The following is a 14,930-nucleotide window of genomic DNA, read 5'->3' as shown; positions in this document are numbered from 1 at the left end:
CGTGAGTTCCCCTGTGCCCATACCGACGCGAGTCGTGCTGCTCTGCGGCCCCTCCGGCTCCGGCAAGTCCCTCCTCGCGGCCCTCTCCGGTCTTCCGGTGCTCCGGCTCGACGACTTCTACAAGGAGGCCGGCGACCCGACCCTGCCGCGGGTCCCCGGGAGCTCCGACATCGACTGGGACCACCCCGGCTCGTGGGACGCCGACGCGGCTGTCGCGGCGATCGCCGACCTGTGCCGCAGCCAGCGCACGGACGTGCCGGTCTACGACATCTCGCTGAGCGCCCGCACCGGGCACGAGAGCGTGGACATCGGGCGGACCCCGCTGTTCATCGCGGAGGGCATCTTCGCGGCCGAGATCGTGTCGCGCTGCCGGGAGCTCGGGCTGCTGGCGGACGCCCTGTGCCTGAGCCGCGGCTCGGTGAGGACGTTCCGGCGCCGCTTCCTGCGCGATCTGCGGGAGGGCCGGAAGTCGGTGCCGTTCCTGCTGCGCCGCGGCTGGCGGCTGATGCGCCTGGAACGCTCGATCGTCGCCCGCCAGACGGCCCTGGGCGCCCACGCCTGCGACAAGAACGAGGCCCTGAGCCGCCTCACGGCGGCCGCCGCGGTGACGCCGGCACCGGCGGGCTGAACGCTCACGCCGCCTCCTCCGTCGTAGACACGGCATCCGACGACTCCTGCGGCGGAGAGGACGCACGATGAGGCGTGCGGTTCTGGCGGCGGCCGGGTGCTCCGGCGGGGGCGGCGGGGAGTCCGGCGAGGCGTCCTGCTCGGGGCTGGTGACCTACGACGGCCGCGACTACCTGCCCACGGGGAGGTCCGGCTTCACCGTGGGCGAGCTGCTCGGCACCGCCACCGTCGCGGCCTGCGACGACACCCCGAACGACGCGGAGACCGGCCTGGCCGAGGCCACGACCGGCGTCTACGCGGTCGAGGGAGCCGATCCCACCGAGGCCGTCGCCGTCGGGGACGACCCCGCCGGGGCGGCGCACATGACCGCCCGCCGACCGCACACGGAAACGGGGCCGGCGGACCCCCCGGCCCCGGCCCCGCACCGTCGTGCTCCACCGCTTCCCCCGTGGTGGAGCACCCCCCGTTCCCCCCGTGGTCCCCCCGGTGGCCCCCCAGCCTCCGTGAGTCCCCCCACTGGGTACCGCTCCCCCGAACGGTCCCCCCTTCACCTTCAGGCGACGAGCTCCCCGAAGGCGTCCTCCTCGTCACGGCCGAAGCTGAGGACCTCGTCCTCGCGCAGCCGGCGGAGCGACCGCCAGATGCTCGACTTCACCGTGCCGACACTGATGTCGAGGATCTCCGCGATCTCCGGGTCGGTGCGGCCCTCGTAGTAGCGCAGGACCAGCATCGTCCGCTGGAGTTCGGGCAGCCGGGCCAGCGCCTGCCACAGGACCGCGCGCAGCTCCGTGCCGCGCATCGCGTCCGTGTCGCCGGGCGTCTCCGGCAGCTCCTCGGTCGGGTACTCGTTCAGCTTGCGGCGGCGCCACGCGCTGATGTGCAGGTTCGTCATCGTCCGCCGCAGGTAACCACCCACCGCGGCCTTGTCACTGATCCGGTCCCACGCCCGGTACGTCGAGAACAGCGCGCTCTGCAGCAGGTCCTCGGCCTCGAAGCGGTCACCGGTCAGGTGGTAGGCGGTGGCGTACAGGGAGGCGCGGCGCTCCTGGACGTAGGCGGTGAACTCCGCCTCCGACAGCGAGCGCCGGCTCTCCCCCGAGTCCTCCCCGTACGCGGATCCCCCGTGCGTCTCCCCCGTGCGGCCGTCGACCACCGTCATGTAACCGGTGTGCTGACGCCCCGTGCCGCGAGCGCACCCCCGCCCCGTCGTCCCCCGGCCCCCGTTCACGTCGTGCAGACGCGTGATCACTGCGCTGGTGCTGATGCCGTGCAGCGTGTTCATCTCGCGCCCCCCGTCGTGGACTTCCGGTCGTTCTTCGGTGCTGTCTTGCCTGTGCCGAAAAGCTTGCCCGGCCACTTTCATGGCCCTGTCCGCCGACTGTCACAGACCTGTCACAGGGGTCCGGGACACCCCAGCACTGCGCGCGCGTGAGCGAACTGCTCGTACAGGTGTCGAAACACCACCCCCGCATGGGCCAGAATGTGCGGCGTGCCTTCCCTGTTGCTGATCGAGGACGACGACGCCATCCGTACGGCCCTGGAGCTCTCACTGACGCGCCAGGGACATCGGGTGGCCACCGCTGCCACCGGCGAGGACGGTCTGAAACTGCTGCGTGAGCAGCGGCCGGACCTGATCGTGCTGGACGTGATGCTGCCCGGCATCGACGGTTTCGAGGTGTGCCGGCGCATCCGGCGCACGGACCAGCTGCCGATCATCCTGCTCACGGCCCGCAGCGACGACATCGACGTCGTGGTCGGCCTGGAGTCCGGCGCGGACGACTACGTCGTCAAGCCCGTGCAGGGCCGGGTCCTGGACGCCCGGATCCGCGCGGTGCTGCGCCGCGGGGAGCGGGAGTCGAACGACGCGGCGACCTTCGGCAGCCTGGTCATCGACCGCGCGGCGATGACCGTCACGAAGAACGGCGAGGACCTCCAGCTCACCCCGACCGAGCTGCGCCTGCTGCTGGAGCTCAGCCGCCGCCCCGGCCAGGCCCTGTCCCGTCAGCAACTGCTGCGCCTGGTCTGGGAACACGACTACCTGGGCGACTCCCGCCTGGTGGACGCCTGTGTGCAGCGTCTGCGCGCCAAGGTGGAGGACGTCCCGTCCTCGCCCACCCTGATCCGCACGGTCCGCGGGGTCGGCTACCGCCTGGACGCGCCTCAGTGACGGACACGCAGGCAGGTCTCCGCGGCTGGTCCGCGGCTCGCAAGGGAGTGTGGTCGAGGCTGCGTTTCACGAGTCTGCGGCTGCGGCTGGTGGTGGTGTTCGGCCTGGTGGCGCTCACCGCCGCCGTCTCCGCCTCCGGGATCGCGTACTGGCTCAACCGGGAGGCGGTCCTCACCCGCACCCAGGACGCGGTGCTGCGCGACTTCCAGCAGGAGATGCAGAACCGGGCCGGGCTGCTGCCCGAGCGGCCGACCCAGGACGAACTGCAGCACACCGCCGGGCAGATGGCGAACAGCAGCCAGCGCTTCAGCGTGCTGCTCGTCGCCCAGGACGCCGACGGCAAGCCGCTGTACAGCAGCTCCGGCGCCCTGGACGGCTTCACCCTCGCCGACGTACCCAAGTCCCTGCGCACGGCGGTCAACGACAAGCAGCAGGTCGACTCCTCCGACAGGGCCGAGTACCACCTGTACTGGCAGCGGATCGTGGAGGACGACAAGCCGTACCTGATAGCCGGCACCAAGGTGATCGGCGGCGGCCCGACCGGCTACATGCTCAAGTCCCTCGAACAGGAAGCCAAGGACCTCAACTCCCTGGCCTGGTCGCTGGGCATCGCCACGGGCCTGGCCCTGATCGGCTCCGCGCTCCTCGCGCAGGCCGCCGCCACGACCGTGCTGAAGCCGGTGCACCGCCTCGGTGTCGCCGCCCGCCGCCTCGGCGAGGGCAAGCTCGACACCCGGCTGCGGGTGTCCGGCACGGACGAACTGGCGGATCTGTCGCGGACGTTCAACAACGCCGCCGAGGCGCTGGAGAAACGGGTCGCCGACATGGCCGGCCGGGACGAGGCGTCCCGGCGGTTCGTGGCCGACATGTCCCACGAACTGCGCACCCCGCTCACCGCGATCACCGCCGTCACCGAGGTCCTCGAGGAGGAACTGGAGGCGGGGACCGGCTCGGTGGACCCGATGATCGAGCCCGCCGTCCGCCTGGTGGTCAGCGAGACCCGCCGCCTGAACGACCTCGTCGAGAACCTCATGGAGGTCACCCGCTTCGACGCGGGCACGGCCCGCCTGGTCCTCGACGACGTCGACGTGGCCGACCAGATCACCGCCTGCATCGACGCCCGCGCCTGGCTGGACGCGGTGGAGCTGGACGCCGAGCGGGGCATCATGGCCCGCCTCGACCCGCGCCGCCTCGACGTCATCCTGGCCAACCTGATCGGCAACGCCCTCAAGCACGGCGGCTCCCCGGTACGGGTCACGGTCCGCGAGGAGGACGACGCGGTCGTCATCGACGTACGCGACCACGGCCCAGGCATCCCCGAGGACGTCCTCCCGCACGTCTTCGACCGCTTCTACAAGGCCAGCGCCTCCCGGCCGCGCTCCGAGGGCAGCGGCCTCGGCCTGTCCATCGCGCTGGAGAACGCCCACATCCACGGCGGCGAGATCACCGCCGCCAACTCCCCCGACGGCGGAGCCGTCTTCACCCTGCGCCTGCCCCGGGACGAGCCGGCGGACAAGAAGGAGGACGCCTGATGAACCCGCGTCTCACGGCCCTCCTCGCCCTGGCGGCCGTCCCACTGGCGGGCTGCGGCATACGGTCCACGGAGGTGCCGACCAACTTCGGTCCCGCCCCCTCCCGCGTCCACTGCTCGCTCTCCGAACCGGACCCCTCCCAACAGGCGAGCCGCGGCCTCCCGGTACAGGTCTTCCTGCTGTGCGGCTCCCAGCTGGTCGCGGTCGACCGGACCGTGCGCGTCCCCGACAGCACGGCCGACGCGGCGCGCCGCGTCCTGGTGGCCCAGGTCCTCCTCGACGAGCTCCAGGCGACCCCGTCGGCGGCCGAGAAGGAGGCCGGCTACACCACGGACGTCCGAGGCGCCATGGGCGTCACGGGCCCGCGCCGGAACGACCCCGACGAGACCCTGCGCCTGACCACCGCCCCGACGTCCCTCACCTCGTACGCCCTGGCCCAGATCGTCTGCACGTTCTCGGACTCCGCGGCGGCCGAGGGCGACGGCTCGGTCATCCTGGGCGGCCCCACGGACACGCCGCCCCGCCGCTACGAGTGCACGGACGAGGTCCGCACCCGCCCCGGCAGCAACGAGCCCCCGTCCACGGAGGCGGGCACGACCTGACAGGCCCCGACCGGGACGGGCACGGCGGGCCCCCACGCCGCAGGCGTGAGGCGCTCCCCCACCGAAGGCGAGGACGCGCCCGCGGACACCCCTCACGGCGCCGCCCCCTCGGACGCACCGCACCCCCCGCACCGCCCCCGGCCCCACCGTGTGGCGGACACCTCACCCCGCCCCGCCCCCACCACCCGGAACCGATCCCACCGATGGGCGCGTCTTGGGGGGCGTGCAGCGTCAAGGCTCCATCGGCGACAGCGCCGTGATCCGCGTCCGCGCGACAGGAGGCATCCTCCTGGTCGCCCACCTTGCGTTGGTCGCCTGGCTCACGCTGCGCCCCCTGGACGTCCCCTGGGTGATGCCCGCCAACCTCCAGCCGTTCGCCGGCATCCGCGCCGACCTCGCCCTCGGCTGGCGCGAGGCCACCCGCTCCCTCGTCGAGGGCCTCGCCCTGCTCGCCCCGCTCGGGGTGCTGCTGCCGATGGCCCACGGCAGGACGACGTCCTCCCCGCTGGGCTCCCTGGCCCGTACGACGGCCGCCGCCGCCCTCATCTCCCTCGGCATCGAGCTGCTCCAGACCGGCGTCCCCGGCCAGCTCGTCGACGTCGACTCCCTGCTGCTCAACACCGTGGGCGTGGCACTGGCGCACACGGCCGTCGTCCCCGCGGCCCGGGCGCGCTTCCGTCGCGGGTCCACCGAGGGGCGCCGCGCGCCGGTACCCCAGGAGGAGCCGTCTCAGGGTCGGACCCCGACGATCCCCAGGGTCGGGATGGCCCCGTAGCACGACGCTTCATCCTGTTTGTCCTCGTAGCGTCGAGGTCAGTGGAGGAGACACCACTCGGAGGGCCCGACAAGGAGCCGCCGACCGACGCTCACGAAGGAGCCGCACCATGACCGCGCTCGCCCGACCCACCCACGGCCGCATGATCGGCGGAGTGTGCGCCGCGCTGGCGCGCCGCTTCGGCACCTCCGCCACGACGATGCGCGTGATCTTCCTGCTCTCCTGTCTGCTGCCGGGCCCGCAGTTCCTGCTCTACATAGCGCTCTGGCTGCTGCTGCCGTCCGAGGAGAAGGCGGACAGCACCCGCACGGCGTGGTGACATGACGGACCCCCTGACCCGGTACCGGTCAGGGGGTCGTCCGTCACGTGGACACACACGGCCCGCAGCCGCCCGCCCCCGTCAGGCGACCGCCACGGCCGCCCGGGCCCGAGCCGCCCGCGTCCCCAGCACGGTGATCGTCACGACGCCGAGGACCGCCAGCAGCCCGACGCCGACCGTCCCGCCCCAGCCACTCGCGTGGAAGGCGACCGCGCCCACGGTGCTGCCCGCGCTGGAGCCGATGTAGTAGGCCGACTGGTACAGCGCCGCCGCCTGAGCACGCCCGTGCGTGGCGGTCTTGCTGACCGCGGACGACGCCACCGCGTGCCCCGCGAAGAACCCGCCGGTGATCAGCACGAGCCCCAGCAGCACCATCGGCAGCGATCCCGCCAGGGACAGCAGCAGCCCCGACGCCGTGGTGGCGCCGGCCGCGTACAGGGCACCGCGCCGGCCGAGCCGGTTCACCAGCCGTCCCGCCGTGGACGCGGAGACCGTGCCGACGAGGTACACGAGGAAGATGGAGCCGACGACGCCCTGGGGCAGCGAGAACGGCGCCTCGGTGAGCCGGTAGCCGATCACGGTGTACACGCCGCCGAAGACCGTCATGAACAGCGCGCCGATCGCGTACAGCCGGCGCAGCAGCGGGTCGGAGAGATGGTCGCGCACGGTCCGCGCCAGCACCCGCGGCCGCAGCGACCCGGACGAGAAGTGGCGCGGTGCCGGGAGCAGCAGCCGGAAGGCGACCGCGCAGGCCACCGCGACGGCGCCGATGACGCCGACCGCGACCCGCCAGCCCCACTCCTGGGCCACCCAGCCGGTGATGACGCGTCCGCTCATGCCGCCCACGCTGTTGCCGGCGACGAACAGCCCGATCGCCGTGACCAGCGCCCTGGGACGCACCTCCTCGGCGAGGTACGCGGTCGCCGAGGCCGGCAGGCCCGCCAGCGCCGCGCCCTGGACCGCCCGCAGGAGGACGAGCGCGGTCAGGTTCGGCGCGAAGGGCACCGCGAGGCCGACGGTGACCGCGACGGCCAGGGAGGCCGTCATGACGGTACGGCGGCCGAACCGCTCGGACAGGGCGCTCATGGGGAGCACGAACAGGGCCAGTCCGCCGGTCGCGGCCGCCACCGTCCAGCTGGCCGCGCTCGCGGGCACGCCGAACTCACCGGAGATCAGCGGCAGGAGGGCCTGCGTGGAGTAGAGGAGGGCGAAGGTCGCGACGCCGGCGAGGAACAGGGCGAGGCTCATCCGGCGGTAGCCGGGACCGCCCGGGGCCATACGGGAGTCGGCGACAGGGGCTGCGGGTGCGGCGACCACGGGAGTGGACGCCGCGGTACTGGCGGGAGACATGCTTCGACGCTACGTACGGGTCACTGATCCGTCCAATGCATGGATTCGCCATAATCGTTCCCATGGCGCATCAGCACAGTTCACGAGGTCGGCTGTCACCGTACGGTGACACAGAAGACATGGCCGACATGGCGCGGCTGCTCGCTCCCCGCCTCGCCTACTTCGCCGGTGTGGCCCGGACCGAGCACGTCACCCGGGCCGCGCGGGAGATGGGGGTGCCCCAGTCGACGCTGTCCCGCGCCATGGTCCGCCTGGAGCAGGATCTCGGCGTGGATCTGTTCGCCCGGCACGGCCGTACGGTCTCGCTGACCCCCGCGGGCCGCACGTTCCTCGCCTCCGTCGAGCGTGCGCTCGCCGAGGTGGAGCGCGCCGCCGAGGAGGTCCGCGCCGACGCCGACCCGGCGACCGGCAAGGTCGCCTTCGGCTTTCTGCACACCATGGGCGCGGAGACGGTGCCGGGCCTGCTGCAGGCCTTCCGCGCCGATCATCCCCGCGTCCGCTTCAGCCTGGTACAGAACTACGGGGAGGCGATGCTGGAGGGCCTGCGGGCCGGTGAACTGGACCTGTGCCTGACGTCGCCGGTCCCGGACGCCCCCGACCTGGTGGCCCGCCGCCTGGACGAGCAGAAGCTCCGGCTGGTCGTCCCCGTCGACCACCGGCTGGCCGGCCGCCGGCGCATCCGGCTGGCGGAGGCGGCGGAGGAGAACTTCGTGACGCTGGAGCCGGGCTACGGGCTGCGCCGGATCACCGACGACCTGTGCCTGGAGGCCGGGTTCCGGCCGCGGATCGCCTTCGAGGGCGAGGAGGCGGAGACCCTGCGGGGGCTGGTGGCGGCCGGTCTGGGCGTGGCGCTGCTGCCGCCGCCGGCCGTGCCCCGGCCGGGGGTCAGCGAGCTGACCGTGACGGCTCCCCGGGCGGCCCGCGAGATCGGCGTCGCCTGGCTGGCGGACCGCCCGGACACGCTCCCGGTGGCGGCGTTCAAGAAGTTCCTGCTCTCCCGCAGGGGGACGCTGCTGCCCTGAGAGAGCGATGACGGGGCTACCGGCGCAGCGACTTGCCGAACCCGGAGGCGAGCGGCATGCGCAGCCCGAGGGGCGGCGGTGCGGCGAACGCGTCGGCGACCGGCCGCGAGAACACCGTCCCGAACAGCGCCCCCATGACGAAGTCCTCGGCCAGGGCGAGGACTTCGTCGCGGTGCTGCTGCAACCGGTGCCGGTCGGAGTGCACTTCGAAGCGGCACACCTCCCGGTTCGCCTTCTTCGCCCGCGCCGCCAGCCGGAAGGACAGTTCGGGGTCGGTGCGCTCGTCGTTCGTGCCGTGGACGATCATCACGCGCCGCCCGGCGAGCTGCTTCACCGGTTCGGGCGGGTCCGCGGTGTCCTCGTCGGGCAGCCAAGGGGCGATGGCGAGCACGGAGTTGACGGCCTCGTGGCCGCCCGCGCGCAGCGCCGCACGTCCGCCCATGTCGAGGCCGGCGAGGCACACGGGCACGTCGCCGTAGAGCCGTACGGCCTCGTCGGCGGCCCACAGGGCGTCGCTCAGGAGGGCAGCCTCGTCGCCGTTCCAGCCGCGGTAGCGGTAGTGGACGACGTGGACGGCGAGCCCTTCCCCGCGCCCGGCGCGGGTGAGCCGGCGGCCGAGGGTGCGGGTCATGGGGGTGGCCAACAGCGGTGCGGGTCTGCGGTATGAGGTCTCGTCACCCGGTGGGAGCAGCAGGACGACGCCGCTCACCGCCGTCGGCTCCGGCCCCATCGCCCTGCCCAGCCGGACCCTGCGCACCGGCGTCGCTTGCTGTGCCATGACAGAACAGTGGCAGAAGTGGGGGCGTCCGCGACCCGTCCGTGCGGTCACCGTTACGTATCGACGGATGTGTAAAGCGGCGATCCGGACGTGTGCGCGGGGACGCGCTCTCTACGCGCGTAGGCGTTAGAGTGCGGAAATGACGAGCCAGACCGCCCCGCAGGCGCACACCCCGAGCTCGGACCAGATCCGCCGGGCCCCGAAGGTTCTGCTGCACGACCACCTCGACGGCGGGCTCCGCCCCGGCACGATCGTCGAGCTCGCCCGCGAGTCGGGCTACTCCCAGCTTCCCGAGACCGACCCCGGCAAGCTCGGCCTCTGGTTCCAGGAGGCCGCCGACTCGGGCTCCCTGGAACGCTACTTGGAGACGTTCTCGCACACCGTGGCGGTCATGCAGACCCGCGACGCCCTGGTGCGCGTGGCCCGCGAGTGCGCCGAGGACCTCGCGGAGGACGGCGTCGTCTACGCCGAGGTGCGCTACGCCCCGGAGCAGCACCTGGAGGGCGGGCTGACCCTGGAGGAGGTCGTCGAGGCCGTCAACGAGGGCTTCCGCGAGGGCGAGCGGATCGCCCGGGAGAACGGCCACCGTATCCGGGTGGGCGCCCTGCTCACCGCGATGCGTCACGCGGCCCGCTCGCTGGAGATCGCCGAGCTCGCCAACACCTACCGTGACCTGGGCGTCGTCGGCTTCGACATCGCGGGCGCCGAGGCGGGCCACCCGCCGACCCGGCATCTCGACGCCTTCGAGTACCTCAAGCGGGAGAACAACCACTTCACGATCCACGCCGGTGAGGCGTTCGGGCTGCCGTCCATCTGGCAGGCCCTCCAGTGGTGCGGCGCCGACCGGCTCGGGCACGGGGTGCGCATCATCGACGACATCCGGGTGCGGGACGACGGCTCGGTGGAGCTCGGCCGGCTCGCGTCGTACGTGCGGGACAAGCGCATCCCGCTCGAGCTGTGCCCGAGCTCCAACCTGCAGACGGGCGCGGCCGACTCGTACGAGGCGCATCCCATCGGGCTGCTGCGCCGGCTGCACTTCCGCGCCACGGTGAACACCGACAACCGCCTGATGTCCCACACCAGCATGAGCCAGGAATTCGAGCATCTTGTCGAGGCGTTCGGTTACACGCTCGACGACATGCAGTGGTTCTCCGTCAATGCGATGAAATCATCGTTCATTCCTTTCGATGAACGGCTGGCGATGATCAATGACGTGATCAAGCCCGGATATGCCGAACTCAAGTCCGAGTGGCTTTTCCGACAGACAACCCCCACCAGCGGTTCTCCGAGCGCGGGCGACTGATCGGCGGCCCGGCGCGCACAGGGACTTCGGACGCCGTTCACAATCCGTCCGCAATTCGATGTTTGCGGCCGAACGGCGGGGTTGTTTACGGTCGAAGAACCGCTCACATCCCCGTTCTCGAATTCCGAGGTTTTCCATGAAGCAGTCTGCCGCCAAGTCCCTCGGTGTCGCCGCGCTCGGTGCCGCCTTCGCCGCCACGGGCGCGGGTGCCGCGAACGCCGCGCCCGCCGTCCCCGACGCCGGCGCGGCGCTGGACACCGTGACCCGCACGCTCCCGGCCGAGAGCCTCACCCAGGCCGCCCCGAGCGCCGCCGAGGGCCTCATCCAGGCCGCCCCGAACGCCACCGAGGGCCTGGCCGGCGGCCAGGAGGCGGTCGCCGCCGGGCTGGCCGCCGCGCAGCCGGCCGCCGAGCGGACGCTGGCCGGCGCCCCGACGGGCGTGGCCGCCGGGCTCCTCGGCGGTCTGCCGGTGCAGAGCCTGCCGACGCAGGGCCTGCCCGTGAACGGCGTCCCGCTGGGCTGAGCCCGGCACACGGCCGCACACCATCGGGGCGCACCCGTGACAGGGTGCGCCCCGCAGCCATGTCCCCGTCCACCTGCGGCTTTTCCGACTCCGGGGGCCATTGTCAGTGGGCTGCGGTAGCTTCCGAAGTGGTGGGACGCGACGAGGCGTCCCCCAGGACGGCCACAGGGGTGGGTGGACGATGAGCGACGGTACGGCGACCACGAAGACGGACCTCGACGTCAGGCTGGAGAAGCACCGCGTCGAGCTGACCGGGTACTGCTACCGCATGCTCGGTTCGTCCTTCGAGGCCGAGGACGCGGTGCAGGACACGATGGTGCGCGCCTGGCGCAGCTACGACAAGTTCGAGGGCCGCTCCAGCCTCCGCTCGTGGCTCTACCGCATCGCGACGAACGTCTGCCTGGACATGCTGACCGCGGGCAGCAAACGGGCCAGGCCCATGGACCTCACCGAGTCGACGCCGCTCGCGCAGGCGGCCCTCTCCCCGCGCCCGGACCACACCTGGCTGGAGCCGGTGCCGGACAGCCGGGTGCTGCCCACGACCGACGACCCGGCCGAGGCCGCGGTCGCCAAGGAATCGGTGCGGCTCGCCTTCATGGCCGCGCTCCAGCAGCTGCCGCCGAAGCAGCGGGCGGTGCTGATTCTGCGCGAGGTGCTGGCGTGGCGGGCGAGCGAGGTCGCCGAGCTGCTCGGCACCTCGGTCGCGTCGGTCAACAGCGCGCTCCAGCGGGCCCGGGCCACCCTCGCCGAGCAGCAGCAGCCCGGCGCCGAGGCGGCGGTCGCCGACCCGCTGGACGAGGAGCAGCAGAAGCTCCTGGACCGCTATGTCGCCGCCTTCGAGGGGTACGACATGACGGCGCTGACCGCGCTGCTGCACGAGGACGCCATCATGACGATGCCGCCGTTCGACCTGTGGCTGACCGGCGCCGGGGACATCACCGGGTTCATGACGACGCTGGGCGCCCCGTGCGCGGGCTCCCGGCTGGTCCCCGTCCAGGTCAACGGGCTGCCGGGGTTCGCCCAGTACAAGCCGGACCCGGAGGCGGGCGGGTTCACGCCGTGGGCGGTCCAGGTCCTGGAGATCTCAGGGGGGCGGATCACCGGGTTCCACTGCTTCCTCGACACGAAGCGCTGGTTCCCGCTCTTCGGGCTGCCGCTCCATCTCGAAGCGGAGGCCGACGAGGTCGAGCAGGGCGTGTAGGGCGGGGTCGGAGTCCCGCAGCCGTATCCGGCCACCGGCGCGCCGGGCGGTGAGCTGGAGCCGGGCCAGCAGGTCGACGGTGCCCAGGCCCGGCGGGCCGAGCCCGCCGACATCGCACACGACCACCCTCGACCTGCCGCTCTCCAGGCGTGCCCGGACGGCCGCGCACAGCCTCGCCACCTCGCCCCGGGTGACGGGGCCGGCCAGCACGAGTACCGCGGGTGTCTTGGCGTCCACGAGCGGTAGACCGGGCCCGGGCCGCCAACTCATCGCGGGGCCTGCGGCGGCGTGTCCGCCGGTCGGGATCACATTGACCGGGCCCCCTCCCTCACCGGAGGGTTGGGTGTATGCCCCACGCACCGGCGACTCCCCGAAGACCGCGCGCCCCGCTTCCCGCGAAGGAGACTCCGTGCAAGGGGTGTTGACGGGGTTCGCGGTGATCGCGGTGGTCATCGCCGTCGGCTATGTGATCGGCCGGCGCGGCCACCTCGGGGAGCACGGCCGGGAGGTGCTGACGAAGCTGGCCTTCCATGTGGCGTCGCCCGCGCTCCTCTTCACCACCCTCGCCGGGACCGACCTCTCGGTGATCTTCTCCAGCCGTCTCCTGGTCACCGCGCTGAGCACGGCCGCGGCGGCCGGGGTCTTCGTGGCGGTCGGCGCCGTACGGCGGTGGGGCGTGGGCCGCACCACGATCGGCGCCCTGTGCTCCAGTTACGTCAACGCCGGGAACCTGGGCATCCCCATCGCCGTGTACGTCCTGGGCGACGCGTCGCTGGTGGCGCCGGTGCTGCTGTTCCAGCTGGTCGGGATCACGCCGGTCGCGCTGACGATCCTCGACCTGTCCGGCGGCGGCGCGAAGGGCCCCCTGTGGCGCCGCCTGCTGACGCCGCTGCGCAACCCGATCGCGCTCGGCTCCCTGGCGGGTGTGGCGGTGTCGGCGGCGGGGGTGCGGGTGCCGCCGCCGGTGATGGACCCGCTGACCCTGATCGGCGGCATGTCGGTCCCCGCGGTCCTGCTGGCCTTCGGCATCTCCCTGTGCGGCAGCACGACGCCGGGCCGGGGCCCGGACCGTCACCCCGTGATCCTCTCGGTCGCGCTGAAGTCCCTCGGCCAGCCCGCCGCGGCCTGGGCACTGGCGGCGGGCGTCTTCGGCCTGCGGGGCGCTCCCCTGCTCGACGTCGTGGTGACCTCGGCCCTGCCCGCCGCGCAGAACCTGTTCACCTACGCGTCGAGCTACGGCGTCGCCGAGCGCCTGGCCCGCGACTCGATCCTGCTGTCGACGGTGCTCTCGGTACCGGTCCTGGTGGTGGTGGCGGCACTCCTGGGCTGAGGGTCGGCCGACGGGGAACCCACCGGTGTCGATCGTCACGCCGAACGGGACCGGCGGAGGTCCACCGGTCCCGTTCACCCGGAAGGGGAAACCGCAGGTCAGGCGATACGTTCCCGCACGACCGGCGGGGCGTTGAAGGCCGTGCCCGACGGAGCGATGTCGTAGGCGTCCGTCAGCGACTGGAGGGCGTACTCGAAGCGCTCCGGGGTGTCGGTGTGCAGGGTGAGCAGGGGCTGGCCCGCGGTCACGGTGTCGCCGGGCTTGGCGTGCATCTCGACGCCGGCGCCCGCCTGCACCGGGTCCTCCTTGCGGGCGCGTCCGGCGCCCAGGCGCCAGGCGGCGACGCCTACGTCGTAGGCGTCGAGGCGGGTGAGGACACCGGAGGACGGGGCCGTGACGACGTGCTGCTCGCGCGCGACGGGCAGCTCGGCGTCGGGGTCGCCGCCCTGGGCCGCGATCATGCGTCGCCAGACGTCCATCGCGGAGCCGTCGGCCAGCGCCTTCGCCGGGTCGGCGTCCTTCAGCCCGGCCGCCGCCAGCATCTCGCGGGCCAGGGCGACGGTCAGCTCGACCACGTCGGCGGGGCCGCCGCCGGCCAGGACCTCGACGGACTCGCGGACCTCCAGCGCGTTGCCCGCGGTGAGGCCGAGCGGGGTGGACATGTCGGTGAGCAGGGCGACCGTCCGCACGCCGTGGTCGGTGCCGAGGCCCACCATGGTGGACGCCAGCTCGCGCGCGTCCTCGATGGTCTTCATGAAGGCGCCGGAGCCGACCTTGACGTCCAGGACGAGCGAGCCGGTGCCCTCGGCGATCTTCTTCGACATGATCGAGGAGGCGATCAGCGGGATGGCCTCGACTGTGCCGGTGACGTCCCGCAGGGCGTACAGCTTCTTGTCGGCGGGCGCCAGGCCGTCGCCCGCCGCGCAGATCACCGCGCCGGTGGTGCCGAGGACGTCCAGCATCTCCTCGTTGGACAGCAGCGCGCGCCAGCCGGGGATGGACTCCAGCTTGTCCAGGGTGCCGCCGGTGTGGCCGAGCCCACGGCCGGACAGCTGCGGGACGGCGGCGCCGCAGGCGGCGACCAGGGGCGCGAGCGGCAGGGTGATCTTGTCGCCGACTCCGCCGGTGGAGTGCTTGTCGGCGGTCGGGCGGCTCAGGGACGAGAAGTCCATGCGCTCGCCGGAGGCGATCATCGCGGCGGTCCAGCGGGCGATCTCGCGGCGGTTCATGCCGTTGAGCAGGATCGCCATGGCGAGCGCGGACATCTGCTCGTCGGCGACCTCCCCGCGGGTGTACGCGTCGACGACCCAGTCGATCTGTTCGTCGCTGAGCTCGCCGCGGTCCCGCTTGGTGCGGATGACGGAGATGGCATCCGTCGACAAAACAGCCATGGCTTTCCTT

At 72.8% G+C, this 14,930-nt stretch carries 16 protein-coding genes and 1 pseudogene; 12 read left to right on the top strand and 5 right to left on the bottom strand.

Translation table 11 applies throughout. The features are described 5' to 3' along the window. The first annotated feature begins 1 nt into the window (after position 1). Both ACFRAC_RS11585 and ACFRAC_RS11580 read left to right on the top strand, forming a co-directional pair. On the top strand, positions 2-628 hold the full coding sequence (locus tag ACFRAC_RS11585) for a uridine kinase (protein WP_382923587.1): 627 nt from the start codon (positions 2-4) through the stop codon (positions 626-628). Positions 629-695: 67 nt separating this feature from the next. Further along, positions 696-986: pseudogene (locus ACFRAC_RS11580) on the top strand (DUF6281 family protein); the annotation flags it as partial. 194 nt (positions 987-1,180) lie between these two features. Here ACFRAC_RS11580 and ACFRAC_RS11575 read toward each other — a convergent pair. Continuing rightward, positions 1,181-1,909: a SigE family RNA polymerase sigma factor gene (locus ACFRAC_RS11575; RefSeq protein WP_382923586.1), complete on the bottom strand. Its 729-nt coding sequence runs from the start codon at positions 1,907-1,909 to the stop codon at positions 1,181-1,183. Between the two features lie 207 nt (positions 1,910-2,116). Here ACFRAC_RS11575 and afsQ1 point away from each other — a divergent pair, with 207 nt between their 5' ends. From afsQ1 to ACFRAC_RS11550, 5 genes are all read left to right on the top strand, one after another. After that, on the top strand, positions 2,117-2,794 hold the full coding sequence (gene afsQ1, locus ACFRAC_RS11570) for a two-component system response regulator AfsQ1 (protein ID WP_037886857.1): 678 nt from the start codon (positions 2,117-2,119) through the stop codon (positions 2,792-2,794). Next, entirely contained in the window at positions 2,791-4,326 is a 1,536-nt protein-coding gene (locus ACFRAC_RS11565; RefSeq protein ID WP_382923583.1) for an ATP-binding protein, read from the top strand. Before afsQ1 ends, ACFRAC_RS11565 begins: the two co-directional genes overlap by 4 nt. Then, a complete protein-coding gene (locus tag ACFRAC_RS11560; protein WP_382923581.1) occupies positions 4,326-4,928 on the top strand; it encodes a hypothetical protein in 603 nt (200 codons plus the stop codon). The genes ACFRAC_RS11565 and ACFRAC_RS11560 overlap by 1 nt, the downstream gene beginning before the upstream one ends. 223 nt (positions 4,929-5,151) lie before the next feature. Then, the gene (locus ACFRAC_RS11555) at positions 5,152-5,703 is read left to right on the top strand and encodes a VanZ family protein (protein ID WP_382923579.1); all 552 of its coding nucleotides are present in this window, start codon (positions 5,152-5,154) and stop codon (positions 5,701-5,703) included. 109 nt (positions 5,704-5,812) lie between these two features. Then, on the top strand, positions 5,813-6,022 hold the full coding sequence (locus ACFRAC_RS11550) for a PspC domain-containing protein (protein ID WP_382923577.1): 210 nt from the start codon (positions 5,813-5,815) through the stop codon (positions 6,020-6,022). Positions 6,023-6,103: 81 nt separating this feature from the next. Here the strand turns inward: ACFRAC_RS11550 and ACFRAC_RS11545 are convergent, their stop codons facing one another. Beyond that, positions 6,104-7,372, bottom strand: coding sequence for an MFS transporter (locus ACFRAC_RS11545; RefSeq protein ID WP_382923575.1), 1,269 nt, complete (start codon positions 7,370-7,372; stop codon positions 6,104-6,106). A 62-nt stretch (positions 7,373-7,434) separates the two neighbouring features. Here ACFRAC_RS11545 and ACFRAC_RS11540 point away from each other — a divergent pair, with 62 nt between their 5' ends. Further along, a complete protein-coding gene (locus ACFRAC_RS11540; protein ID WP_382923573.1) occupies positions 7,435-8,394 on the top strand; it encodes a LysR family transcriptional regulator in 960 nt (319 codons plus the stop codon). A gap of 16 nt (positions 8,395-8,410) precedes the next feature. On the opposite strand, the gene ACFRAC_RS11535 is transcribed toward ACFRAC_RS11540, so the two are convergent. After that, positions 8,411-9,172, bottom strand: coding sequence for an alpha/beta hydrolase (locus ACFRAC_RS11535; RefSeq protein WP_382923571.1), 762 nt, complete (start codon positions 9,170-9,172; stop codon positions 8,411-8,413). A 139-nt stretch (positions 9,173-9,311) separates the two neighbouring features. Between ACFRAC_RS11535 and ACFRAC_RS11530 the strand changes: the two genes are divergently transcribed. The 3 genes from ACFRAC_RS11530 to ACFRAC_RS11520 all read left to right on the top strand — a co-directional run bounded on the left by ACFRAC_RS11530 (position 9,312) and on the right by ACFRAC_RS11520 (position 12,199). After that, positions 9,312-10,475: an adenosine deaminase gene (locus ACFRAC_RS11530; protein ID WP_382923569.1), complete on the top strand. Its 1,164-nt coding sequence runs from the start codon at positions 9,312-9,314 to the stop codon at positions 10,473-10,475. Positions 10,476-10,611: 136 nt separating this feature from the next. Further along, on the top strand, positions 10,612-10,998 hold the full coding sequence (locus tag ACFRAC_RS11525; protein WP_382923567.1) for an ATP-binding protein: 387 nt from the start codon (positions 10,612-10,614) through the stop codon (positions 10,996-10,998). A 181-nt stretch (positions 10,999-11,179) separates the two neighbouring features. Beyond that, the gene (locus ACFRAC_RS11520) at positions 11,180-12,199 is read left to right on the top strand and encodes a sigma-70 family RNA polymerase sigma factor (protein WP_382923565.1); all 1,020 of its coding nucleotides are present in this window, start codon (positions 11,180-11,182) and stop codon (positions 12,197-12,199) included. On the opposite strand, the gene ACFRAC_RS11515 is transcribed toward ACFRAC_RS11520, so the two are convergent. Next, a complete protein-coding gene (locus ACFRAC_RS11515; RefSeq protein ID WP_382923740.1) occupies positions 12,083-12,469 on the bottom strand; it encodes an STAS domain-containing protein in 387 nt (128 codons plus the stop codon). The genes ACFRAC_RS11520 and ACFRAC_RS11515 overlap by 117 nt on opposite strands. Before the next feature lie 139 nt (positions 12,470-12,608). Between ACFRAC_RS11515 and ACFRAC_RS11510 the strand changes: the two genes are divergently transcribed. Continuing rightward, complete coding sequence (locus tag ACFRAC_RS11510; RefSeq protein WP_382923563.1) at positions 12,609-13,529, top strand: AEC family transporter; 921 nt, start codon at positions 12,609-12,611, stop codon at positions 13,527-13,529. A 98-nt stretch (positions 13,530-13,627) separates the two neighbouring features. On the opposite strand, the gene ACFRAC_RS11505 is transcribed toward ACFRAC_RS11510, so the two are convergent. Next, entirely contained in the window at positions 13,628-14,920 is a 1,293-nt protein-coding gene (locus ACFRAC_RS11505) for a thymidine phosphorylase (RefSeq protein WP_382923561.1), read from the bottom strand. Positions 14,921-14,930: the final 10 nt, after the last annotated feature.

The sequence above is a fragment of the Streptomyces sp. NPDC056628 genome (assembly GCF_042792555.1).
In the GTDB taxonomy this organism is placed as follows: Bacteria; Actinomycetota; Actinomycetes; order Streptomycetales; family Streptomycetaceae; genus Streptomyces.
Note: the sequence above shows the minus strand (reverse complement) of the source record. Positions and strands in the feature narration are given on the sequence as shown.